Consider the following 23,763-nt stretch of genomic DNA (forward strand, 5'->3'; position numbering starts at 1 on the left):
ATCACATGCCGGGCGCGTCCGGACTCAAGGCCTGAATATGCCCCCGGACATGCGACGACCCCCGCCGGGGGGGAGAGCGGGGGTCGTCCCCACGGTCCGACTCGGGGGGGGAGGAGCCAGACCGGGTTAGCACGGTCGCGAACGATCCGTGACTTCCATGGTGTACCCGATGGCCTTCTCAGGCAAACCCACGCGCAGGAGCTTACGCCGAATGGTGGGTCCCTATGCTCGTCCTCGTGGAAAACCACCTGTCGCCGCGCACCGCCGCGTTCTTCGATCTCGACAAGACGGTGATCGCCAAGTCGAGCACCTTGGCGTTCAGCAGGCCGTTCTACCAAGGCGGCCTCATCAACCGCCGCGCCGTGCTGCGGACCGCGTACGCCCAGTTCGTCTATCTGCTCGGCGGCGCAGACCACGACCAGATGGAGGGGATGCGAAAGTACCTCTCCGACATGTGCCGGGGATGGAACGTGCAGCAGGTGCGGGAGATCGTGGCCGAGACCCTCCACGACCTCATCGACCCCATCATCTTCGACGAGGCGGCCTCCCTCATCGAGGAACACCACCTGGCCGGCCGCGACGTCGTCATCGTCAGCGCCTCGGGCGCCGAGGTCGTGGAGCCCATCGGCGAGATGCTCGGCGCGGACCACGTCATCGCCACCCGGATGGCGGTCGAGGACGGGTGCTACACCGGCCGGATCGAACACTACGTCTACGGCCCGGCCAAGGCGCGGGCCATCACCGAGCTCGCGGCGGCCGAGGGTTACGACCTCAAACGCTGCTTCGCCTACAGCGACTCGGTGACCGACATCCCGATGCTCGAGTCGGTCGGCCACCCCTACACGGTCAACCCCGACCGCGGGCTGCGCCGGGAGGCGGCGTCACGCGAATGGCCGATACTCACCTTCAGCCGTCCGGTCCGGCTGCACCAGCGGGTGCCCGCGCTGACGATGCCCTCGGGTCCGGTGCTGGCGCTCGCCGCGGTCGGCGCGGCCGCCGCCACGGCGGGACTCGTGTGGTACGCGGCCCGCCGGCGCAGGCCCGTCCTGTACTGATAGGCACCCGAACGCACCCTTCGGGGAGATCGCGCTGATCAGACCCCGTATGCAGCAAAGAACTGCGGTGAGGGGTTCCGGTTCTCCCGAAGGTGCAGTAGAAAGGTTGTACGGCCCGCGAGACCACGGACTTCCGCGAGGAACCCCGTCGAATCAGGCCCCACGGACCGAGCATGACAGCTGGGAACCCACGCGACGCGGACCCGCTGACCGGGCCGGCCGCACCAGGTACGGGCAAAGTCCCCGACCTGATGGGCAGACATCGTGCACGCCTGGTAACCCGACCGTCATGCCAGCGGCGGCACCCACGCGGTGCCGCCGCAACCTTGTGCCCCCGGATCCCGCCGGGCGCGGCCGGCGGGTGCTACGTGCTACGCGGCGCCGCGCTGCAGGGCCTCGCAGACCGCCACGCTCTCCCGTACGCCCAGACCCACGGCCTGCCCGCAGTGCGAGATCCAGGCCGCCATGCCCTCGGGCGTGCCGGAGACGTAGCCCCGCAGCGCCTTCAGGTAGTCCGCGCGCCCGAGTTCGGCGTGGCCGACCTCGGCCGGGCAGATGGACTTGGGGTCCAGACCGCTCCCGACGAGGACGACGCGCTGCGCGGCCCGCGCCACGATGCCGTTGTACGAGCCGAAGGGCCGCAGGCACAGCAACTCGCCGTGCACGACCGCGGCAACGACCAGCGCCGGCGCCTGGCTGCCCGACAGCAGCAGGTCGGCGAGCCCGTCGAGGCGCGCGACGACCTCCGCGGTGTCGGGCAGCGGGAACTCGGCGACGTCCAGGAGCGGTTCCTCGACCTTCTCGCCCGTCTGCCGCGGCCGGCCGACCGTCTCGTCCGGTGAGACGCCGCCGGCCGCGACCAGGTGCAGCCGGGCCAGCGCCTGCAGCGGCGACCGGCGCCAGACGGAGAGCAACTGGCCGGCCTCGGCGGTGAGCCGCAGCGCGGCGCCCACCGCGCGCGACTCGTCATCGGAGGAGAAGTCGCTGCGCCTGCGCACCTCTTCCAGCGCCCAGTCGGCGCCGGCGAGCGCCGCGGAACCGCGGGCGCCGCGCAGCGCCGCCTCCGAGGACACCTCCTCGGAGCGGCGGCGCATCACCCGGTGCCCGTAGACCTGGTCCACGGCATTCCGTACGGTGTCCACCGACTCGGCGACACCGGGGAGCGAACCGAGAACGGCGAGCGGATCAGCTGTCGTACCCATACCCACGACCCTACGCACCCCCGGCGGCGCCTCGGTGGGCGAGTGGGCATCGTCACGCGCGCCGCGGGCTCCCGCGCCACCCCTGACCGGAGCCAGGACGGGCCGCGGGGGCAGCCCAGACAAGCCCGGATGTCCACCGACGGGTGAACTCCCGCGGCGGAATCCGCATGCGACGCGCCCCGTCACTACGCTTAACGAACATGAAGATCGCTTTCGTCGGAAAGGGCGGCAGCGGCAAGACCACGCTGTCCTCCCTCTTCATCCGCCACCTCGCCGCCGCCCACGCCCCCGTCGTGGCCGTCGACGCCGACATCAACCAGCACCTCGGCCCGGCGCTCGGCCTCGACGAGGAGGAGGCCGCCGTCCTTCCGGCGATGGGCGCCCACCTCCCGGAGATCAAGGAGTACCTGCGTGGCACCAACCCGCGGATCGCGTCCGCGGAGACGATGATCAAGACCACCCCGCCCGGCGAGGGCTCCCGCCTGCTGCGGATCACCGAGGACAACCCGGTCTACGCCGCCTGCGCCCGGCCCGTCGCGCTCGACGGCGGCGAGGCGCGACTGATGGTCACCGGCCCCTTCGACGAGTCCGACCTGGGGGTGGCCTGCTACCACTCGAAGGTCGGGGCGGTGGAGCTGTTCCTCAACCATCTGGTCGACGGCCGCGAGGAGTACGTCGTCGTCGACATGACGGCCGGCAGCGACTCCTTCGCCTCCGGCATGTTCACCCGCTTCGACATGACCTTCCTCGTCGCCGAGCCCACCCGCAAGGGCGTGGCGGTCTACCGCCAGTACAAGGAGTACGCCCGGGACTTCGGGGTCGCCCTGCACGTCGTCGGCAACAAGGTGCAGGGCCCGGACGACGTGGACTTCCTGCGCTCGCACGTGGGCGACGACCTGCTGGTCACCGTCGGGCACTCGGACTGGGTCCGCGCCATGGAGAAGGGCCGCCCCCCGTGCTTCGGGGAACTGGAGGAGCCCAACCGCGCCGCGCTGCGGTCGATGCGTGACGCCGCGGACGCCACGTACGAGCGGCGCGACTGGGGGCGCTACACCCGCCAGATGGTCCACTTCCACCTCAAGAACGCGGAGAGCTGGGGCAACGCGAGGACCGGCGCGGACCTCGCCTCCCAGGTCGATCCGGGCTTCGTCCTGGGCGAACGGTTCACTCTCACCGGGTAATCGTTCGCCCGTTCGGGCGAATCCTCATCCACGGACCCTTTGTCTGCATTACTCTCCATTTACCGACTCTTGAGAGTGTTCGGGCAATCGCATTCCGTTACTCGCAAGGCCGAAGCACCCGCCGCAACAGCCGTGACCACGACCGCGTACGCGCACCAGCCGGACGCAGCCGCGCCGCCCCGGAGGAGACGGGAACATGCACGCCACGCCAGAACCACAGCCGCAGCAGTCGCAGATCCCACCGCTGGATCTGCCGCCACCAACGCTCCGCGCCGACGACGGGACCGCTGCCTGGCAGCACGACCTGTCGGCCTCGGTCACCGTCTTCCTGATCGCCGTCCCGCTGTCGCTGGGCATCGCCCTGGCCACCGGCGCCCCGCTGGAGTCGGGGCTGATCGCCGCCGCGGTCGGCGGCATCGTCGCGGGGCTGATGGGCGGTGCGCCGCTCCAGGTCAGCGGTGCCGCCACCAGCCTGGTGGTGGTCACCGCCGAGCTCGTCCAGCGCTACGGCTGGCGGACCACCTGTGCCATCACGGTGCTGGCCGGGCTCACCCAACTCGCCCTGGGCGCCCTGCGGGTGGCCCGGGCTGCGCTCGCCGTCAGCCCGGCGATCGTGCACGGCATGCTGGCGGGCATCGGCGCCGCCATCGCGCTCGCCCAGCTTCATGTCGTGCTCGGCGCCCGCCCGGACAGCTCGGCGCTCGCCAATCTCACCGCCCTGCCACAGCAGTTGTCATCCCCGCACCCGGGCGCTCTGCTGATCGCAGGCGTCACGGTGACCGTGCTGGTCGGCTGGCCGCGCCTGCCCGGGCGGGCCGGCAGGACACTGCGCACGGTGCCCGCGCCGCTCGCAGCCGTCGCGGCGGCGACCGCCGTCGGCGCGCCCATCGCGGTGCCGCGGGTCGACCTGCCCGCCTGGCAGGCGGTGGCGCTGCCAGGGCTGCCACACGGGCCGGTGCTCGGTATCGCCGCCGCCGTCCTGACCGTCACCCTGGTGGCGAGCATGGAGTCCCTGCTGTCTGCGGTGGCGATCGACAAGCTGCGCTCCGGGCGCGGGGCGCCCGGGGACGCCGTGCCGGCCCGCCTCAACCGGGAACTGCTCGGACAGGGCGCGTCCAACGTGGTCTCGGGCCTGCTCGGCGGGCTGCCGGTGGCCGGCGGCGCGATCCGCGGCTCGGCGAACGTGGCCGCGGGCGCGCGGACGCGCCGGTCCACGACGCTGCACGGGGTGTGGGTGCTGCTCTGCGCCGGGCTGCTGGCCGGGCTGCTGGAGCACATCCCGCTCGCCGCCCTCGCCGCCCTGGTCATGGTGGTCGGGATGAAGATGGTGAGCTTCGCGCACATCAAGCACGTGCAACGGCACCGGGAGTTCCCGGTCTACGCGGCGACGCTCGGCGCGGTGCTGCTGATCGGCGTGCTGGAGGGGGTCCTGACCGGCATCGCGGTGGCCGTCTTCCTGTCACTGCGCCGGCTGACGCACACCAGGATCACGGTGACGGAGGAGTCCGGCGTCCACCAGGTGCACGTACGGGGCCAGTTGACCTTCCTCGCGGTGCCCCGGCTGACCCGGGCGCTGGCGGAGGTGCCGGAGGGGACCCGCGCCGTGGTCACCCTGGACGGCTCCTTCATGGACCACGCGGCGTACGAATCGCTGCAGCACTGGTGCGACGGCCACCGGGCGCGCGGCGGCTGGTCCACCCTCACGGGCCGCTCGGGAACCCCGATCGCGGTCCCGTCGAGCGCGCACGCCTGCCGCCCCTGGACGCCGTGGCGCAACCACCACTGCACCAAGCCGGGCACGGAGGCGGGGGCCGCCGGGCAGTTGGTGGGCGGGCTCAGCGCCTTCCAGCGCAACACGGCGCCGCTGGTCAGGGACGAGTTGGCGCGGCTCGCCCGCGAGGGGCAGCGGCCCACCCAGCTCTTCCTCACCTGCGCCGACTCACGCCTGGTCACCAGCATGATCACCTCGAGTGGGCCAGGTGACCTGTTCACCGTGCGCAACGTGGGAAACCTGATGCCGCCGCCCGGCGCCGACGCCTCCTGCGACTCCGTGGGCGCCGCCATCGAGTACGCGGTGGAGGTGCTGAAGGTCGGCAGCATCACCGTGTGCGGGCATTCCGGGTGCGGTGCCATGCAGGCACTGCTGAGCGGGGCGGGCCACGAGCCGGGGGCGCAGACCCCGCTGGCCCGCTGGCTCCGCCACGGCCGGCCGAGCCTCGCGCGGCTGGAGCGCATCGGCCGGCCCGGACGCGGCGAGGTCGCCCTCGCGGACCGCCCGGTGGCCGACGAGCTGGAACGGCTCTGCCTCGTCAATGTCGTACAGCAGCTGGACCATCTGATGGCCCATGCCTGCGTCGCCCGCAGGGTGGCCGAGGGATCACTCCAGCTGCACGGCATGTACTTCCACGTCGCCGAGGCCCAGGCCTACGTCCTCGACGGTGGGACCGGCACGTTCGCCGCCGTGCGGCCGGAAGTGCTCGACGCCGTCTGAGACCGTCCGAGTGGGCCGCCCGCATCAGGCGACCCGCGCGTCCCGGCCCGCCGTGCACCTGACGGCGGGCCGGCCCATGTCCGGGCACTCCGCCCATAACACCCACGAGACCCACGACGCCCATGGCGCCCATGACACCGCGACAGGTCTAAACCAATTTTTGCCGCGAACCCTTGTCATTTCGCCCCTCCGGCTGGTGAGCTATGGCCTGGGACACAAGAGGACACCCTGCGAAGGAGCACGGCGTGAGCAACGAGAGCCTGGCCAACCTTTTGAAGGAGGAGCGCCGGTTCGCTCCGCCCGCCGAGCTGGCGGCCGGTGCCAATGTGACCGCGGAGGCCTACCAGCAGGCCGGTGACGACCGACTGGGCTTCTGGGCGGCGCAGGCCCGCCGGCTGACCTGGGCGAAGGAGCCGACGAAGACCCTGGACTGGTCCAACCCGCCGTTCGCGAAGTGGTTCGCCGACGGCACCCTGAACGTCGCCTACAACTGCGTCGACCGGCACGTCGAGGCCGGCAACGGCGACCGGGTGGCGATCCATTTCGAGGGCGAGCCCGGCGACGGCCGGGCCGTCACCTACGCCGAGCTCAAGGACGAGGTGAGCCGCGCCGCGAACGCGCTGACCGAGCTGGGCGTGACGGCCGGTGACCGGGTCGCCATCTACATGCCCATGATCCCCGAAACCGTCGTGGCGATGCTGGCCTGCGCCCGCGTCGGCGCCGCGCACTCGGTGGTCTTCGGCGGTTTCTCGGCCGACGCGCTCGCCGCCCGTATCCAGGACGCCGACGCCAAGGTGGTCATCACCGCCGACGGCGGCTACCGCCGCGGCAAGCCCTCCGCGCTGAAGCCCGCCGTGGACGACGCCGTCGCCCGCGCCGGCGGCGTGGAGAAGGTGCTGGTCGTGCGCCGCACCGGCCAGGAGGTCGCCTGGACCGAGGACCGCGACCTGTGGTGGCACGAACTGGTCGAGCGGCAGTCCGCCGAGCACACCCCGGAAGCCTTCGAGGCCGAGCACCTGCTCTTCATCCTCTACACCTCCGGCACCACCGGTAAGCCCAAGGGCATCCTGCACACCTCGGGTGGCTACCTGACGCAGACCTCCTACACCCACCACGCGGTCTTCGACCTCAAGCCGGAGACCGACGTCTACTGGTGCACCGCCGACGTCGGCTGGGTCACCGGCCACTCGTACATCGTCTACGGCCCGCTGGCCAACGGCGCCACCCAGGTGCTGTACGAGGGCACCCCGGACACCCCGCACCAGGGCCGCTTCTGGGAGATCGTCCAGAAGTACGGGGTCACGATCCTCTACACCGCCCCCACGGCGATCCGCACGTTCATGAAGTGGGGCGACGACATCCCCGCCAAGTTCGACCTGTCCTCGCTGCGCGTCCTGGGCAGCGTCGGCGAGCCGATCAACCCCGAGGCGTGGATCTGGTACCGCGAGCACATCGGCCGCGGCAGTTGCCCGATCGTGGACACCTGGTGGCAGACCGAGACCGGCGCCATGATGATCTCCCCCCTGCCCGGCGTGACGGAGACCAAGCCCGGCTCCGCGCAGCGCCCGCTGCCCGGCATCTCCGCCACCGTCGTGGACGACGACGCCAACGAGGTGCCCGACGGCTCCGGCGGCTACCTCGTCCTCACCGAGCCGTGGCCGTCGATGCTCCGCACCATCTGGGGCGACGACCAGCGCTACCTGGACACCTACTGGTCCCGCTTCGAGGGCCGCTACTTCGCCGGCGACGGCGCCAAGAAGGACGAGGACGGCGACATCTGGCTGCTGGGCCGGGTGGACGACGTCATGCTCGTCTCGGGCCACAACATCTCCACTACGGAGGTCGAGTCGGCCCTCGTCTCGCACCCGAAGGTCGCCGAGGCGGCCGTGGTCGGCGCCGCCGACGCCACCACCGGCCAGGCCATCGTCGCCTTCGTGATCCTGCGCGGCACCGCCGCGTCCGAGGACGGCGAGGAGCTGATCGCCGAGCTGCGCGACCACGTCGCCAAGACGCTCGGCCCGATCGCCAAGCCGAAGCGGATCCTCACGGTGGCCGAGCTGCCGAAGACCCGCTCCGGCAAGATCATGCGGCGCCTGCTGCGCGACGTCGCCGAGAACCGGGAGCTGGGGGACGTCACCACACTGACGGACTCCACGGTCATGGACCTCATCCAGACGAAGCTCCCGAGCGCCGCGAGCGAGGACTGACCGTTCCGCGTCACCGCACCGAAGAGGCCCCCGCGGGGGCCTCTTCGCCGTTTCCCGGCGGCGGGAGCGCCCCTGCGACCCCCGGCGATTGTCCGTAATGTGAAGAACGCCGGAGCCTCCGGCGCCGACCCGGTAACCGCGCGTAAGAAACGCGACAGTGAATCGGGGCGTGCGGGGAGGTCTGGTCGGCAAGGTGATCAGCCATGCCGAGCCCGACCGGAGGTCCACCCCCCGTGACCGCGACCAACCGCCGCCGTTCCGTCTTCCTGGGCCGGATGCCCCTCCCCGAGCGGAACTACGTCGCCGACGCGCTGCGGACGGAGACCGTGGGCGGCGTAATTCTGCTGCTGGCCGCCGTCGTCGCGCTGATCTGGGCGAACAGCCCGCTGAGCGCCTCGTACCGGTCCACCGTCGCCTTCACCTTCGGGCCCGAGTCGCTGCACCTGGACCTGTCGGTGGGGCACTGGGCCGCGGACGGACTGCTGACGGTCTTCTTCTTCGTCGCCGGCATCGAGCTCAAACGGGAACTGGTCGCGGGCGAGCTGCGCCGTCCGTCGGCGGCGGCGCTCCCCGTCATCGCCGCGGTCTGCGGCATGGCCGCGCCCGCGGTCGTGTACGCGGTGGTCAACGGCGTCGGCGGCGGCTCCCTGCAGGGCTGGGCGGTGCCCACGGCGACCGACATCGCGTTCGCCCTCGCGGTGCTGGCCGTGCTCGGCACCTCGCTGCCGTCGGCGCTGCGCGCGTTCCTGCTGACCCTGGCGGTCGTGGACGACCTCTTCGCGATCCTGATCATCGCGGTCTTCTTCACCTCGGGGATCAACCTCGTCGCGCTGGCGCTGGCCCTCGCCGGGCTCGTGCTGTTCCGGCTGCTGCTCCACAAGGAGGTGCGCGGCTGGTACGTGTACGTGCCGCTCGCCCTGGTCAACTGGGCGCTGATGCACGCCAGCGGGGTGCACGCCACGATCGCGGGCGTCGCGATGGGCCTGATGCTGCGCTGCCACCGCCGCGAGGGCGAGGAGCGGTCCCCCGGAGAGCGGATCGAGCACCTCGTACGGCCGCTGTCGGCCGGACTCGCGGTGCCGCTGTTCGCGCTCTTCTCCGCGGGGGTGCCGATCGCCGGCAGCGCGGTCGCCGAGGTGTTCGGCCGCCCCGAGACGCTGGGCGTGGTGCTGGGACTGGTCGTCGGCAAGCCGCTCGGCGTGATCGGCGGCACCTGGCTGGCCGCACGCTTCACCCGCGCGGCGCTCAACCCCGACCTGGCCTGGGCCGACGTGCTGGCCGTCGCCACGCTCGCGGGGATCGGCTTCACGGTCTCCCTGCTCATCGGCGAGCTGGCCTTCGAGGGCGACCAGCTGCTGACCGAGGAGGTCAAGGCGGCCGTCCTGCTCGGGTCGTTCATCGCCGCGGTGCTCGCCGCGGTGCTGCTGAAGCTCCGCAACGCCAAGTACCGGCGCATGTGCGAGGACGAGGAGCGCGACGAGGACCGGGACGGCGTCCCCGACGTCTACGAGTGGGCGAACCCCGAGTTCCACCTGCGCATGGCCGCGATCCACGAGGCGAAGGCGGCCGAGCACCGCAGGCTCGCGGAAGTGGCGCGCTCCGGGGGCAGCGGCGAGGATGAGTCGGGCATGATCGGGGGGTAACCCGTTTGCCCCGGATGACGACTGACGCACCATGACGACGACGGAGGACCCGATGAGCCGAGCGGACGAGCCCGTGAACGTGGGGGTGACCGTGAGCCCCAACGGAAGCCGTAGCCTCGGTCAGCTCTTCGCCTCGGCGACGGCGGACCTGTCCGAGCTGGTCCACGAGGAGGTCGCCCTCGCCAAGGCCGAGCTGAGGCAGGACATGAAGCGCGCCGGCATGGGCGGCGGCGCGGTGGGCGCGGCCGGCATCCTGGCGCTCTTCTCGCTGCCGGTGCTGAGCTTCGCGGCGGCGTACGGCATCCACAACCTCGGGCTGGGCCTCGCCTGGTCGTTCCTGATCGTCGGCGCGGCCTATCTGGTGCTGGCCGGTGTGCTGGGCCTGATGGCGCGCTCGAAGTTCAAGAAGATCAAGAAGCCGGAGCGCAGCATCGCCTCGGCAAAGGAGACGGCGGCGGTGCTGCAGGGTGTCAAGCCGCACCCCCGGAGCGCCCACTCCGGCACGACGGGGGCCGCGGTTGAGGCCAAGGTGTGACACGCTCAGGGCATGACGGTCGCTGACAGTTCCCCGGTGGTACGCATCGACGGGCCCTGGACCCACCGGGACGTCGCCGCGAACGGTGCCCGCTTCCACATCGCCGAGCTCGGTGACGGCCCGCTGGTGCTGCTGCTGCACGGCTTCCCGCAGTTCTGGTGGACCTGGCGGCACCAGCTGATGGCGCTGGCCGACGCGGGCTTCCGCGCGGTCGCCATGGACCTGCGCGGAGTGGGCGGCAGTGACCGCACACCGCGCGGCTACGACCCCGCGAACCTGGCGCTCGACGTCACCGGCGTGATCCGCTCGCTCGGTGAGCCGGACGCCGCGCTGGTCGGGCACGACCTCGGCGGTTACCTGGCGTGGACGGCGGCGGCGATGCGGCCCAAGCTCGTCCGGCGGCTGGCGGTGTGCTCCATGCCGCATCCCCGGCGCTGGCGGTCGGCGATGCTGACGGACCTGCGGCACAGCGCGGCCGGCGGCTACGTGTGGGGGTTCCAGCGGCCGTTCATCCCGGAGCGGCAGCTGGTCGCGGACGACGCGGCGTTGGTGGGACGGCTGCTGCGGGACTGGTCGGGGCCCCGGCTGCCGGAGGACGAGACGGTGGACGCCTACCGCCGGGCGATGCTCATCCCGTCGACGGCGCACTGCTCGATCGAGCCGTACCGCTGGATGGTGCGCTCACTGGCCCGCGTGGACGGCTTCCAGTTCAACCGCCGCATGAAGCGTCCGGTGCGGGTGCCCACGCTGCATCTGCACGGTTCACTCGACCCGGCGATGCGGGCCCGGCACGCCGCGGGCAGCGGGGAGTACGTGGAGGCGCCGTACCGCTGGCGGCTCTTCGACGGTCTGGGGCACTTCCCCCATGAGGAGGATCCGGCGGCGTTCTCGACCGAGCTGGTCAACTGGCTCAAGGACCCCGAACCGGATCGTTAATCTCGTACGACGATCAGCCAAATGCCGGGCGCATAGGCCAACTGATGGAGCGCCAGGCGGTTACCGACCATGGACCCCGGGCAGACAGCTCGGTATGGGCTGGACGCACGACTACCGTGACGTGTCACGCGACCGCCGCGCCGACGGAGCGCGGATCACCACCGGGACGCAGGCCCCGGACCATCGGTCCGGAGGCTCCCGACTCGGTATTCCCCATATCCTCAGGCGCCGCGCCCGCTGGGTGGGCGCTCGGCTGAGGCATACCCGCAGCGACTGACCGCCCGGCCCCGCACCGGCCGGCAGGCTCCCCCGGCAGGCCTACAGGGCGCAGCCCTGTGTGTCGACCTGCCGGTTCGCCGTACGGCCGGCCCGGACGTCCGGCCCGACCTCGTCCGCCGTCAGGGCGTAGCCGGTGTCCGCGTCGTCGAGGGACTTGGCGAACACCACGCCGTAGACCCGCCCCTCGGGGGTGAGCAGCGGTCCGCCCGAGTTGCCCTGGCGGACGAGCGTGTACAGGGAGTAGACGTCGCGCTCCACGGTGCCCCGGTGGTAGATGTCCGGGCCCGAGGCGGGGATACGGCCGCGCACCCGGGCGGCTCGCACGTCGAAGCCGCCGTTCTCCGGGAAGCCGGCCACGATCGCGTCGTCCCGTGACCGGGCGTCGGTGGTGCTGAAGGACAACGCGGGCGCGTCCAGGGACGGTACGTCGATGACCGCGATGTCGCGCTGCCAGTCGTAGAGCACGACCTTGCCGTCGTACACCCGGCCCTCGCCGCCGATCTGCACCGTCGGGTTGTCGACGCCGCCGACGACGTGGGCGTTGGTCATCACGCGGTGCGGCGCGAAGACGAAGCCGGTGCCCTCCAGCACCTTGCCGCAGCTCGGTGCCGTGCCGACGACCTTGACGATGCTGCGCCGCGCGCGGCCGACGACCGCGCTGTCGGCGAGCGCCGGGTCCGGAGCGGGGACGGCGGTGATCGGCTCGTTGCCGAACGGCGAGAAGACCTGGGGCAGTCCGTTCTGCGCGAGCACCGAGCTGAAGTCGGCGAACCAGTTGTCGGCCTCGCGCGGCACGATCTGCGCCACCCCCAGCAGCACCCGGGAGGAGCGGACCTCGCGGCCGAGGCTGGGCAGCGTGGTGGTGGTGGCGAGCGCGGAACCGATGAGCCAGGCGACGAGCAGCATCGCCAGGACGTTGACCAGGGCGCCGCCGACGGCGTCGATCGCCCGCGCCGGGGACCAGCTGATGTGCGTACGGGCCTTGTTGCCGAGGTGCGTGGTGAAGGCCTGGCCCACCGAGGCGCACACGATGATCAGGACCACCGCCGCGACGACCGCCACCGTGCCGGGCTGGGCGTTGCCGGTGACCGCGTTCCAGATCGCGGGCAGTACGTAGACCGCGACCAGACCACCGCCGAGGAACCCGACCACCGACATCACGCCGACGACGAATCCCTGGCGGTAGCCCACGATCGCGAACCACACGGCGGCCAGCAACAACACGATGTCCAGCACATTCACCTGGACACCGTCTCATGGCGGATCAGCCCAGCGGGACCGTCTTTGCACGATCCCAGGGTCGTTCCCAGCCCGCGTGGTGGAGGATCCGGTCGATCAGGCCCGCGGTGAACCCCCACACCAGGGCGCCCTGCACGAGGAAGGCGGGCCCCTGGAGGCCGCTGGGATGCGTCACCATGGCCCGGTTGGCCGGATCGGTGAGATCCGCCACGGGGACGGTGAACACCCGTGCGGTCTCGGCCGGATCGACCGCTCCCACCGGGGACGGCGTACGCCACCAGCCGAGCACCGGCGTCACGACGAAATCGCTCACCGGGATGTAGAGCCGTGGGAGCACCCCGAAGACCTGCACCCCCGACGGGTCGAGGCCGGTCTCCTCCCAGGCTTCGCGCAGCGCGGCCCGCAGCGGGCCCTCGCCCTGCGGGTCGCCGTCCTCCGGATCGAGCGCGCCGCCCGGGAAGGAGGGCTGCCCCGCGTGCGAGCGCAGGGAGGCCGCCCGTTCCATCAGGAGCAGTTCGGGCCCTCCGGCCCCCGCGCCGAGAAGGATGAGGACGGCGGAGGGCCGGCCGCCGTTCGGCGGCGGCAGGAAACGGCTGAGCTGCTCGGGCCGCACGGCGTCGACCGCGCGGGCCACCGGGCCGAGCCAGGACGGCAACCCCTCGCGGTCGACCGATACGTCCTCGATGTCGGGTCGTGCCTGCGTCACTCCGCCTCCAGCGGCGGCGCCGCCTTGCCCGGGAACCCCGGCGGCGGCTTGAGCCGCTGCCCGGGGCCACCGCCCATCTCGTACTTCAGCAGCTTCTTCGCCTTCTCCGGATCCGTCTCGCCCTCGCCGTACGACGGGCACAGCGGTGCGATCGGGCAGACGCCGCAGGCGGGGCGGCGGGCGTGGCACATCCGGCGGCCGTGGAAGATCAGACGGTGCGAGAGCATCGTCCACTCGCTCTTCGGGAAGATCGCCATGATGTCCTGCTCGATCTTCTCCGGCTCCGTCGCGCTGGTCCAGCCGAAGCGGCGGACCAGCCGCTGGAAGTGGGTGTCCACGGTGAGGCCGGGGACGCCGAAGGCGTTGCCGAGCACCACGTTGGCCGTCTTGCGGCCCACGCCGGGAAGCGTGACCAGGTCCTCCAGCCGGCCGGGCACCTCGCCGCCGAAGCTGTCGCGGATCGCCGCCGACAGGCCGAGCAGCGCCCGCGCCTTGGCGCGGAAGAAACCGGTGGGGCGCAGGATCTGCTCCAGCTCCTCCGGGTCGGCGGCCGCCAGGTCCTCCGGCGTCGGGTACTTGGCGAACAGCGCCGGGGTGGTCTGGTTGACCCTCAGGTCGGTCGTCTGGGCCGAGAGCACCGTGGCGACGAGCAACTGGAAGGGGTTCTCGAAGTCGAGCTCGGGGTGGGCGTACGGGTACAGCTCGGTGAGCTCGCGGTTGATCCGGCGGGCCCTGCGGACCATCGCGAGCCGGGACTCGGGCTTGCCGGACGCCCGCGCGCGGCCGGCGGGGGTGTTGCGGGCGGCCTGTTCGCTCACAGCGGAATCCGCGGCGGCGGTCGCCCTCCCGGCCCCACCACCCTGCCGTTTCTTCTGCGCACTTGGCGTATCGGACACCCGGCCAGCCTAAGCCTCGCCACCGACAATCGCCCTGGAGAGCCGTGATCCGGCCCCCAAACGGACCCCCGGAGCACAATCACACGAGCACATAAGACAGACTTGTGATTGATCGCACTGTTTTGCTGTCGGGCATGATGGGGACCGACCCAGCGATGTCGACAAGGAGAGAGCTCGTGGACGACGTTCTGCGGCGCGCACCGCTTTTCGCGGCGCTCGACGATGAGCAGGCCGCTGAACTGCGCGCCTCCATGACGGAGGTCACGCTCGCGCGTGGCGACTCGCTGTTCCACGAGGGGGAACCCGGGGACCGGCTGTACGTCGTCACCGAGGGCAAGGTGAAGCTGCACCGCACCTCCCCCGACGGCCGCGAGAACATGCTCGCCGTGGTCGGCCCCGGCGAGCTGATCGGTGAGCTGTCGCTCTTCGACCCCGGCCCGCGCACGGCCACCGCCACCGCGCTGACCGAGGTGAAGCTGCTCGGCCTCGGCCACGGCGACCTGCAGCCCTGGCTCAACGCCCGCCCCGAGGTCGCCGCCGCGCTGCTGCGCGCCGTCGCCCGGCGCCTGCGCCGCACCAACGACGTCATGTCCGACCTGGTCTTCTCCGACGTCCCCGGCCGCGTGGCCAAGGCTCTGCTGGACCTGTCGCGCCGCTTCGGCGTGCAGTCCGAGGAGGGCATCCACGTCGTCCACGACCTGACGCAGGAGGAGCTCGCCCAGCTGGTGGGCGCCTCCCGGGAGACCGTCAACAAGGCCCTCGCCGACTTCGCGGGCCGCGGCTGGCTGCGCCTGGAGGCGCGGGCGGTCATCCTGCTGGACGTCGAGCGGCTGGCCAAGCGCTCGCGCTGACGCCCGTACGCGTACGAAGGGGCGCCCACCCTGGGCGCCCCTTCCGCGTCCGCGGGGCGCGCCGCGGGGCGTACCGGCCATCAGATCAGCCCGTGCTCCAGCAGGTAGTCCAGCTGCGCCCGCACCGACAGCTCGGCGGCCGGCCACAGGGCGCGGTCGACGTCCGCGTACACATGGGCGACGACCTCGGAGGGGGTCGTCAGGCCCTGCTCCACGGCCGTCTCCACCTGGGCGAGGCGGTGGGCGCGGTGGGCGAGGTAGAACTCGACGGCGCCGCGCGCGTCGGCGAGGACCGGGCCGTGGCCCGGCAGCACGGTGGCGACGCCGTCGTGCATCGTGAGCGCCTGCAGCCGGCGCAGGGAGTCCAGGTAGTCGCCCAGCCGCCCGTCGGGGTGGGCGACGACCGTGGTGCCGCGGCCGAGGACGGTGTCGCCGGTGAGCACGGCCCGGTCGGCGGGCAGGTGGAAGGAGAGCGAGTCCGCGGTGTGCCCCGGGGTGGGCACGACGCGCAGCTCCAGGCCGCCGGTGGTGACGACATCGCCCGCGGCGAGGCCCTCGTCGCCCAGGCGCAGCGCCGGGTCCAGGGCGCGCACCGGCGTGCCGGTCAGTTCGGCGAAGCGGCCCGCGCCCTCGGCGTGGTCGGGGTGCCCGTGGGTGAGCAGGGTGAGGGCGATCCTCTTGCCGAGGGAGTGCGCGGTGGACACCACGGTGTTCAGGTGACCGTCGTCGAGCGGTCCGGGGTCGATGACGACGGCGAGCTCGGAGTCCGGCTCGGAGACGATCCAGGTGTTCGTGCCGTCCAGCGTCATCGGCGAGGGGTTCGGCGCGAGCACGCACAACGCGCGGGGGGTCGCCCGCCCGCCGACCTCCGCGCGCGGGTTGCCGGGCTGCGGGGCCGAGGTCATTCGGCGGCTCCCATGCGCTTGGTGAACTCTTCGTGGCCGGGCCAGGTCAGCACGATCTCGTCGCCCACCAGCGTGGCCCGCGCCAGCACCGGGGCGAGGTCGCGTCCGTCCGCGGCGCCCTCCAGGGCCGCTCCCGCCGATTCGTACGGCAGCAGCTCGCGCAGCGTCGCGATCGTCGGCGGCAGCATGATCATCTCGCCGCGGTCGTAGCCGGCCACGGCCTCCGCGGGCCGCAGCCACACCGTACGGTCCGCCTCGCCCGACACGTCGCGGGTGCGCTGGCCGGGCGGGAGCGCGGTCACGAAGAACCACGTGTCGTACCGGCGCTCCTCGAACTCCGGGGTGATCCAGCGGGCCCACGGGCCGAGCAGGTCGGAGCGAAGCACCAGGGAGCGGCGGGCGAGGAAGTCGGCGAAGGACAGCTCCCGGGAGACCAGCGCGCGCCGGTCGGCCTCCCAGTCCTCGCCGGTGGTGTCCGCGACGACGGAGCCCTCGTCGGCCCCGGCCAGCAGCACGCCGGACTCCTCGAAGGTCTCGCGCACGGCCGCGCACACGATCGCCTGCGCGGAGGCGGGGTCCAGGCCGTCGCCCAGCCGGGCGGCCCAGGTCCGCGGCGAGGGTCCCGCCCAGGCCACCGGCCGCTCGTCGCGCGGGTCCACCCCGCCACCGGGATAGGCGTACGCGCCCGCCGCGAAGGCCATCGAGGCCCGGCGCCGCAGCATGTGCACGGCGGGGCCGCCATCGGCGTCCCGCAGCAGCAGGACGGTCGCCGCACGACGCGGCACGACGGGCTCCAGGGTGCCCGCGGTGAGGGCGCGGATGCGCTCGGGCCAGCTCGGCGGGAACCACTGGTTCGTGGTGGTCATGTGGCGGATGCTATGCGCTTGCGCGGGGATGTTCGATAGGGCCCGGGCCGCACGGGCCCGGGCACCCCTCCGGTGACCGGGCGCGGCCTGGCCGGAGGGGTACGGGACGTCAGTCCTCGACCTCGACCTGGATCTCGACCTCGACCGGCGCGTCGAGCGGCAGGACGGCCACCCCGACGGCGCTGCGGGCGTGCACGCCCTTGTCGCCGAGGACCTCGCCGAGCAGCTCGCTCGCGCCGTTGACGACGGAAGGCTGCCCGGTGAAGTCGGGGGCGGAGGCGACGAAGCCGACGACCTTCACGACGCGCTTGACGCGGTCGAGGTCACCCACGACGGAGCGGACCGCGGCCAGGGCGTTGAGCGCGCAGGTGCGGGCGAGCTGCTTGGCCTCGTCCGCGGTGACCTCGGCACCGACCTTGCCCGTGCAGGTCAGCTTGCCCTCGACGACGGGCAGCTGGCCCGACGTGTACACGTACGCGCCGGACCGGACGGCCGGGACGTACGCGGCGATCGGCGCGGCCACCGCGGGGAGCTCCAGCCCCAGTTCCGCGAGCCGCTGCTCGACGCCGCTCACGCGGTCTTCTCCCGCTTGAAGTACGCCACCAGTTGCTCGGGGTTGTTCGGGCCCGGCACGACCTGGACGAGCTCCCAGCCGTCCTCGCCCCAGGTGTCCAGGATCTGCTTCGTCGCGTGCACCAGCAGCGGCACGGTCGCGTATTCCCACTTCGTCATGAGGGGACTGTAATGCCTGGCACAGCCCCGCCCCTGCGTAGCCCCGCCCTCTACTGGTTAGGCTCGCAGGTGTGAGGCTCCACATCGTGACGGGCAAGGGCGGCACGGGCAAGACGACGGTCGCCGCGGCGCTGGCACTCGCGCTGGCCGCCGAGGGACGGCGCACCCTGCTGACGGAGGTCGAGGGACGCCAGGGCATCGCCCAGGTCTTCGAGACCGAGGCCCTCCCCTACGAGGAGCGCAAGATCGCGGTGGCGCCGGGCGGGGGCGAGGTGTACGCCCTGGCCATCGACGCCGAACAGGCGCTGCTGGACTACCTCGACATGTTCTACAAGCTCGGCCGGGCCGGCCGGGCCCTGAAGAAGCTGGGCGCGATCGACTTCGCCACCACCGTGGCGCCGGGCCTGCGCGACGTCCTGCTGACCGGCAAGGTCTGCGAGGCCGTGCGCCGCAAGGACCGGGCCGGCTGGCGGTCGTACGACGCGGTGGTGCTGGACGCGCCGCCGACCGGGCGGATCACCCGCTTCCTCAACGTCAACGACGAGGTCGCCGGGCTGGCCCGGTTCGGCCCGATACACAATCAGGCGCAGGCCGTGATGCGGGTGATGAAGTCCCCGGAGACCGCGGTGCACCTGGTCACCCTGCTGGAGGAGATGCCGGTCCAGGAGACCGTGGACGGCGTGGCGGAGCTGCGCGCGGCCGGGCTGCCGACCGGGGCCGTGGTCATCAACATGGTGCGCCCGGTGGTGATGGACGGCGTGGCCGTGGCCTCGGCGCGCGACGGGCGGCGCACAGCGATCGCCAAGGCGCTCTCCCAGGCCGGGCTGGGCGGCGCGCGGCGCGGTGGCCTCGCGGAGCGGCTCGTCGACCCGCTGCTGGCGCAGGCGCACGAGCACGCGGAGCGGGTGGCCCTGGAGCGCGCCCAGCGCGCGGAACTGGCCGCGCTGGGGCTGCCCGCGTACGAGCTGGAACTGATGGGCGACGGGGTCGATCTCGGCGGGTTGTACAGATTGGCTGAAAATCTGCGGAAGCAGGGGTTGGGGGTCGCATGAGCCTGGAGAGTCCGGTATTGGACATCGACCCGCTGATCGACGATCCGCAGACCCGGATCGTCGTCTGCTGCGGCTCGGGCGGGGTCGGCAAGACCACCACGGCCGCGGCGCTGGGTGTCCGCGCCGCCGAGCGGGGCCGCAAGGCCGTGGTGCTGACCATCGACCCGGCGCGCCGGCTGGCGCAGTCCATGGGGCTCACGGAACTCGACAACACCCCGCGCAAGGTGGCCGGGATCGACGAGTCCGCGGGCGGCGAGCTGCACGCGATGATGCTCGACATGAAGCGGACCTTCGACGAGGTCGTGCTGCAGCACACGGACCGGGAGCGGGCCCGGGCGATCCTGGACAACCCCTTCTACCAATCGCTCTCCGCGGGCTTCGCCGGCACGCAGGAGTACATGGCCATGGAGAAACTCGGCCAGCTGCGCGCCCTCGACCAATGGGACCTGATCATCGTCGACACCCCGCCGAGCCGGTCGGCGCTGGACTTCCTGGACGCCCCGAAGCGGCTGGGGTCCTTCCTGGACGGACGCTTCATCCGGCTGCTGATGGCCCCCGCGAAGGTCGGCGGCCGGGCGGGCGTAAAGTTCCTCAATGTCGGGATGTCGATGATGACCGGCACGCTCAGCAAGGTCATGGGCGCGCACCTGCTGCGCGACGTGCAGACCTTCGTGGCGGCGATGGACTCGATGTTCGGCGGCTTCCGCTCCCGGGCGGACGCCACGTACAAACTGCTCCAGGCGAACGGGACGGCGTTCCTGGTGGTGGCCGCACCGGAGCGGGACGCACTGCGGGAGGCGTCGTACTTCGTGGAGCGGCTGGCGGCGGAGAACATGCCGCTGGCCGGGCTGGTGCTGAACCGCGTGCACGGCAGCGGGGCGGCGCAGCTCACGGCGGAACGGGCGCTGGCGGCGGCCGAGGCGCTGGACGACCTGGACGCCGATGGTCCCGCGGGCCGCGGCGCCCTGACCGATGATCCTCCAACTCCCCAGCTGACCGGGGAGTTTGACGAACCCGCAGAAAATCTTCAAAGCGCCGGCATTGTGGATCAGCCCCGCGGGAAAGCTGGACTCGGTACGGCCGACGGCGGCGAAGGGACCCCGGGTACGGACAGTGCGGACACGAACTCTCCCGAATCGCCCGACGGCCACCCCGCCGATTCCGCGCCCGCGCAGGACCCGCCCGCGGGCCGGCCCACGGAACCGGACCCGCTGGACGCCGACCGTCTCGCCGCCGGCCTGCTGCGCCTGCACGCCGAGCGGATGCAGCTGGTCGCGCGCGAGCGGCGCACCCGCGACCGCTTCGTCTCCGTGCACCCGGACGTGCCGATGGTCGACGTCGCGGCCCTGCCCGGCGACGTGCACGACCTCGAGGGCCTGCGCGCGATCGGCGAACGGCTCGCGCAGGGTCAGCCGACGGCGGCGTAGTCGTCGTAGCCCTCGTCGTCGAGCGGGAGCACACCCGTGCTGCGCTCGTACTCCGTGCGCGCCGTCTCCAGCAGCCTGCGCCACGAGGTGACCGTGGGACGCCGGCGCAACAGCGCCCTGCGCTCCCGCTCGGTCATCCCGCCCCAGACGCCGAATTCGACGCGGTTGTCCAGGGCGTCGGCCAGGCACTCGGTGCGTACCGGGCAGCCGGTGCACACCGCCTTGGCCCTGTTCTGGGCCGCTCCCTGGACGAAAAGTTCATCCGGATCCGTCGTGCGGCACGCGGCCTGCGTACTCCAGTCCGTAACCCAGCTGCTCATGCTGGCGCCGTCCTCTCCCGAATCGAGGCTCCCCCACGGCGGCAAGCGGCATATTCACCGTTGCCAGTTGAGGACGTTACGGAAGGTGGGCACGGCGCAACAGCCCTTTCAGGCCCAATCTTGAATGGCCCGAACGGACTATGCGTACGCGGCAGATCACCCGACGGAGTGAGCCGACGACAGAACAGGCGAATTGGCGCAAAACGGCCAGATCGCCACTTCGAGGGCCTGAGATCCAGGTCATATGGCTGGCATATGACAGGAATTCGGGCAGTTCTCATCACCCACAAGAGTGAGGACGGAAGACAGACGTGTGCGCAGTGTTCGCGCCTGTCTGTTACAGAGTAGGCGAACAAGCATGCCCACGTCTTAAGAATGGCAACGTAAGCTGCACCCCATGGGTCACAAGCGATCGCGCCCCACCGGCAGCGGGGGCACCAGCACCGCTCAGCAGGCCGCCAAGTTCCTCGGGGTCAGTGTCATGGCCGGCGTCGTGCTGGCCGGCATCGCCCTCCCCGCGGCCGGAGCTCTCGGACTGAGCGCCAAGGGCACCGCGGCCGGCTTCGACTCCCTGCCGGGCGAGCTCAAGCGCCCGCCGCTCTCCCAGAGCACCCAGATCCTGGACGCCAAGGGCGACCTGATCGCGAACGTCTACTCGCGCGACCGCAAGGTCGTGGGGCTCGACAAGATCAGCAAGTCGATGCAGCAGGCCATCGTCGCCATCGAGGACGCCCGCTTCTACGAGCACGGCGCCATCGACGTCAAGGGCATCCTGCGCGCGCTCAACAAGAACGCCCAGGAGGGCGGTGTCTCCGAGGGCGCGTCCACCCTGACGCAGCAGTACGTGAAGAACGTCTTCATCGAGGAGGCCGGCAACGACGCGACCAAGGTCGCGCAGGCCACCCAGCAGACCATCGGCCGCAAGATCAAGGAGATGAAGTACGCCATCCAGCTCGAACAGGAGCTGGGGAAGAAGAAGATCCTCGAGAACTACCTCAACATCACCTTCTTCGGCGAACAGGCGTACGGCGTCGAGTCCGCCTCCCGCCGCTACTTCAGCAAGTCCGCCAAGGACCTGTCGCTCACCGAGTCCGCGCTGCTGGCCGGTCTCGTCCAGTCACCGAGCCGCTACGACCCCGTGAACGACCCGGAGGAGGCCAAGAAGCGCCGCGACGTGGTGCTGCAGCGCATGGCCGACCTGAAGGACATCACGCAGGCCGAGGCCGACGCCGCGAAGAAGAAGCCGCTCGGCCTCAAGATCAGCCAGCCCAAGAACGGCTGCATCACCGCCGGCAACGGCGCCGGGTTCTTCTGCGACTACGTGCACCAGGTCTTCCTCAGCGACAAAGCCTTCGGCAAGACCAAGGCCGAGCGCTCCAAGCGCTGGGACCAGGGCGGCCTCACCATCCGCACCACCTTGGACCCGAAGGCGCAGCAGGCGGTCCAGGACTCGATCAGCCGGCACGTGTACAAGAGCGACGACGTCGCCACCGCCGTGACGCTGGTCCAGCCCGGCACGGGCAAGATCGTCGGGATGGGCCAGTCCCGCCCGTACGGCTTCAAGAAGAACCAGACCCAGATCAACTACTCCGTCGACCGGAGCATGGGCGGCGGCGCCGGCTACCAGCCGGGGTCGACGTTCAAGCCCTTCACCGCCGCGGCCGCCCTGGAGAAGGGCATGTCGACGGCGCAGGTCTACCCCTCGCCGTACGAGATGCCGTACCCGGACGTCACCGACTGCAAGGGCAACCGCTACACCAGCGACGCCAAGGTGCCGAACGAGAGCAAGTCCGAGGTCGGCCCCTACGGGATGAGGGAGGCGCTGGCGAAGTCGATCAATACCTACTTCGTCTCCCTCGAGGCCGACGCCGGCCTGTGCGACGTGACGCGGATGGTCAACGCCCTCGGCATCACCGAGCGCGCCGGCGGGACGAAGCTCGGCCTCGGTGCCTCCTTCACCCTCGGCGTCAACGAGATGTCGCCGCTGAAGATGGCCGCCGCCTACGCGGCCTTCGCCAACAAGGGTGAGTACTGCACGCCGATCGCCATCGAGTCGGTCACCGACGCGAACGGCAAGAAGCTGCCGGTGCCGAAGACCGAGTGCGAGCGGGCCATGTCCGAGCAGACCGCCTCCACGATCAACACCCTGCTCAAGGGCGTGGTCGAGGACGGCACCGGTCAGCAGGCCGGGCTGAACGACCGCGACAGCGCGGGAAAGACCGGTACGACGGACTACCGCTTCGCCGCCTGGTTCGTCGGCTACACCTCGGACATGGCGGGTGCCGTCTGGGTCGGCGACCCGGCCCACAAGCGCAAGATGACCAACATCACCATCGGCGGCCGGTACCACGCCGAGGTCTACGGCGCCGACACCCCGGGCCCGATCTGGAAGGACGCGATGTCCGGCGCCCTGGCCGGCACCGTCTCGCCCAGTCTGCCGACGGTCGCCATCAAGGATCCCGAGAAGCCGCGGGACGAGAATGACGACCGCCACGGCCGCGGCAACAACGGCGGCAACGGCAACGGTGGGGACGGCGGTCTCCTCGGCGACATCTTCGGTGGCGACACCCTGGGCGCCGACGGTGTCAACGGTTTCACCACCGGCGGCGGCAACGGCCGCAGCGGTGGGACCAACAGCACCACGGGCCCCGGGACCGGCACCCCTGAGACGGGTGGCACCGGGCCGGGCTGATCCCCCACGGAATGTGACATGACGCCGAAGGGGCGCCTGGACCGATCGGTCCAGGCGCCCCTTCGGCGTTCCGCCGGGCGCGGTCAGCCGTCCGCGAGCTGCCTGCGCACCTCCGCGGCGACCCGGCCGCCCTCGGCCAGGCCCGCGACCTTCGGGGTCACGATCTTCATGACCGCGCCCATCGCCTTGGGCCCCGCGGCCCCCGACTCCTCGATCGCCGCGGCGACGATGCCGGCCAGCTCCGCGTCGTCCAGTTGCTTCGGCAGGTACGCGGCCAGCACCTCGCCCTCGGCCAGCTCACGCTCCGCGGCCTCCTTGCGGCCGCCCTGCTCGAAGGCGTCGGCGGCCTCCCGGCGCTTCTTCGCCTCGCGGGCGATCACCTGCAGCACCTCGTCATCGGAGAGCTCGCGCGCCTGCTTGCCCGCGACCTCCTCCTTGGTGATCGCGGTGAGGGTGAGACGGAGGGTGGACGAGATCAGCTCGTCGCGCCCCTTGATGGCAGCCGTGAGGTCGTCGTGCAGACGCTGCTTGAGCGTGGTGGTCATGGC

Annotated in this window: 22 protein-coding genes; 12 read left to right on the forward strand and 10 right to left on the reverse strand. The window is 71.6% G+C overall.

From position 1 onward, the window contains the following. Positions 1–224 precede the first annotated feature (224 nt). Complete coding sequence (locus AC3EUJ_RS00215; protein ID WP_431958789.1) at positions 225–1,055, forward strand: HAD family hydrolase; 831 nt, start codon at positions 225–227, stop codon at positions 1,053–1,055. 371 nt (positions 1,056–1,426) lie between these two features. Here the strand turns inward: AC3EUJ_RS00215 and AC3EUJ_RS00220 are convergent, their stop codons facing one another. Then, a complete protein-coding gene (locus AC3EUJ_RS00220) occupies positions 1,427–2,257 on the reverse strand; it encodes a Fic family protein (RefSeq protein WP_431958790.1) in 831 nt (276 codons plus the stop codon). A 200-nt stretch (positions 2,258–2,457) separates the two neighbouring features. Here AC3EUJ_RS00220 and AC3EUJ_RS00225 point away from each other — a divergent pair, with 200 nt between their 5' ends. The 7 genes from AC3EUJ_RS00225 to AC3EUJ_RS00255 all read left to right on the forward strand — a co-directional run bounded on the left by AC3EUJ_RS00225 (position 2,458) and on the right by AC3EUJ_RS00255 (position 11,527). Next, positions 2,458–3,438 (forward strand): ATP-binding protein, encoded by a 981-nt coding sequence (locus AC3EUJ_RS00225; protein ID WP_431958791.1) that lies wholly within the window; start codon positions 2,458–2,460, stop codon positions 3,436–3,438. A 196-nt stretch (positions 3,439–3,634) separates the two neighbouring features. Next, on the forward strand, positions 3,635–5,929 hold the full coding sequence (locus tag AC3EUJ_RS00230) for a SulP family inorganic anion transporter (protein WP_431958792.1): 2,295 nt from the start codon (positions 3,635–3,637) through the stop codon (positions 5,927–5,929). Positions 5,930–6,174: 245 nt separating this feature from the next. Continuing rightward, entirely contained in the window at positions 6,175–8,136 is a 1,962-nt protein-coding gene (acs, locus tag AC3EUJ_RS00235) for an acetate--CoA ligase (protein WP_431958793.1), read from the forward strand. 203 nt (positions 8,137–8,339) lie between these two features. After that, the gene (gene nhaA / locus AC3EUJ_RS00240) at positions 8,340–9,779 is read left to right on the forward strand and encodes a Na+/H+ antiporter NhaA (RefSeq protein ID WP_431958794.1); all 1,440 of its coding nucleotides are present in this window, start codon (positions 8,340–8,342) and stop codon (positions 9,777–9,779) included. A gap of 52 nt (positions 9,780–9,831) precedes the next feature. Beyond that, on the forward strand, positions 9,832–10,314 hold the full coding sequence (locus AC3EUJ_RS00245) for a phage holin family protein (RefSeq protein ID WP_431958795.1): 483 nt from the start codon (positions 9,832–9,834) through the stop codon (positions 10,312–10,314). Positions 10,315–10,326: 12 nt separating this feature from the next. Then, on the forward strand, positions 10,327–11,250 hold the full coding sequence (locus AC3EUJ_RS00250; RefSeq protein ID WP_431958796.1) for an alpha/beta fold hydrolase: 924 nt from the start codon (positions 10,327–10,329) through the stop codon (positions 11,248–11,250). A 94-nt stretch (positions 11,251–11,344) separates the two neighbouring features. Next, entirely contained in the window at positions 11,345–11,527 is a 183-nt protein-coding gene (locus AC3EUJ_RS00255) for a hypothetical protein (RefSeq protein ID WP_431958797.1), read from the forward strand. A gap of 41 nt (positions 11,528–11,568) precedes the next feature. On the opposite strand, the gene AC3EUJ_RS00260 is transcribed toward AC3EUJ_RS00255, so the two are convergent. Genes AC3EUJ_RS00260 through nth form a run of 3 tightly spaced genes read right to left on the reverse strand, consistent with a single transcriptional unit; the run spans position 11,569 to position 14,292 of the window. Then, on the reverse strand, positions 11,569–12,771 hold the full coding sequence (locus tag AC3EUJ_RS00260) for a MarP family serine protease (protein ID WP_431958798.1): 1,203 nt from the start codon (positions 12,769–12,771) through the stop codon (positions 11,569–11,571). A 22-nt stretch (positions 12,772–12,793) separates the two neighbouring features. After that, complete coding sequence (locus AC3EUJ_RS00265) at positions 12,794–13,474, reverse strand: NUDIX hydrolase (protein ID WP_431958799.1); 681 nt, start codon at positions 13,472–13,474, stop codon at positions 12,794–12,796. Further along, entirely contained in the window at positions 13,471–14,292 is an 822-nt protein-coding gene (gene nth, locus AC3EUJ_RS00270; protein ID WP_431958800.1) for an endonuclease III, read from the reverse strand. The genes AC3EUJ_RS00265 and nth overlap by 4 nt, the downstream gene beginning before the upstream one ends. 254 nt (positions 14,293–14,546) lie before the next feature. Here nth and AC3EUJ_RS00275 point away from each other — a divergent pair, with 254 nt between their 5' ends. Further along, the gene (locus tag AC3EUJ_RS00275; RefSeq protein ID WP_431958801.1) at positions 14,547–15,221 is read left to right on the forward strand and encodes a Crp/Fnr family transcriptional regulator; all 675 of its coding nucleotides are present in this window, start codon (positions 14,547–14,549) and stop codon (positions 15,219–15,221) included. Between the two features lie 80 nt (positions 15,222–15,301). Here the strand turns inward: AC3EUJ_RS00275 and AC3EUJ_RS00280 are convergent, their stop codons facing one another. The 4 genes from AC3EUJ_RS00280 to sp36 all read right to left on the reverse strand — a co-directional run bounded on the left by AC3EUJ_RS00280 (position 15,302) and on the right by sp36 (position 17,724). After that, complete coding sequence (locus AC3EUJ_RS00280) at positions 15,302–16,126, reverse strand: MBL fold metallo-hydrolase (RefSeq protein ID WP_431958802.1); 825 nt, start codon at positions 16,124–16,126, stop codon at positions 15,302–15,304. Continuing rightward, positions 16,123–16,992, reverse strand: a complete 870-nt coding sequence (locus AC3EUJ_RS00285; RefSeq protein WP_431958803.1) for an NUDIX hydrolase — start codon at positions 16,990–16,992, stop codon at positions 16,123–16,125. Before AC3EUJ_RS00285 ends, AC3EUJ_RS00280 begins: the two co-directional genes overlap by 4 nt. 109 nt (positions 16,993–17,101) lie before the next feature. Then, positions 17,102–17,566: a RidA family protein gene (locus AC3EUJ_RS00290; RefSeq protein WP_431958804.1), complete on the reverse strand. Its 465-nt coding sequence runs from the start codon at positions 17,564–17,566 to the stop codon at positions 17,102–17,104. Beyond that, the gene (gene sp36, locus AC3EUJ_RS00295; protein WP_431958805.1) at positions 17,563–17,724 is read right to left on the reverse strand and encodes a Sp36 family protein; all 162 of its coding nucleotides are present in this window, start codon (positions 17,722–17,724) and stop codon (positions 17,563–17,565) included. The genes AC3EUJ_RS00290 and sp36 overlap by 4 nt, the downstream gene beginning before the upstream one ends. A gap of 71 nt (positions 17,725–17,795) precedes the next feature. Between sp36 and bagA the strand changes: the two genes are divergently transcribed. Both bagA and bagB read left to right on the forward strand, forming a co-directional pair. Then, positions 17,796–18,776, forward strand: coding sequence for an ATPase BagA (gene bagA / locus AC3EUJ_RS00300; protein WP_431958806.1), 981 nt, complete (start codon positions 17,796–17,798; stop codon positions 18,774–18,776). Beyond that, on the forward strand, positions 18,773–20,203 hold the full coding sequence (gene bagB, locus AC3EUJ_RS00305) for an ATPase BagB (protein WP_431958807.1): 1,431 nt from the start codon (positions 18,773–18,775) through the stop codon (positions 20,201–20,203). Before bagA ends, bagB begins: the two co-directional genes overlap by 4 nt. On the opposite strand, the gene AC3EUJ_RS00310 is transcribed toward bagB, so the two are convergent. Then, the gene (locus tag AC3EUJ_RS00310) at positions 20,185–20,523 is read right to left on the reverse strand and encodes a WhiB family transcriptional regulator (RefSeq protein WP_361007162.1); all 339 of its coding nucleotides are present in this window, start codon (positions 20,521–20,523) and stop codon (positions 20,185–20,187) included. The genes bagB and AC3EUJ_RS00310 overlap by 19 nt on opposite strands. A 397-nt stretch (positions 20,524–20,920) precedes the next feature. Here AC3EUJ_RS00310 and AC3EUJ_RS00315 point away from each other — a divergent pair, with 397 nt between their 5' ends. Further along, the gene (locus AC3EUJ_RS00315; RefSeq protein WP_431958808.1) at positions 20,921–23,215 is read left to right on the forward strand and encodes a transglycosylase domain-containing protein; all 2,295 of its coding nucleotides are present in this window, start codon (positions 20,921–20,923) and stop codon (positions 23,213–23,215) included. Between the two features lie 83 nt (positions 23,216–23,298). Here AC3EUJ_RS00315 and AC3EUJ_RS00320 read toward each other — a convergent pair whose 3' ends face one another. Beyond that, complete coding sequence (locus AC3EUJ_RS00320; protein ID WP_431958809.1) at positions 23,299–23,760, reverse strand: GatB/YqeY domain-containing protein; 462 nt, start codon at positions 23,758–23,760, stop codon at positions 23,299–23,301. Positions 23,761–23,763: the final 3 nt, after the last annotated feature.

Source organism: Actinacidiphila sp. bgisy160 (genome assembly GCF_057707815.1).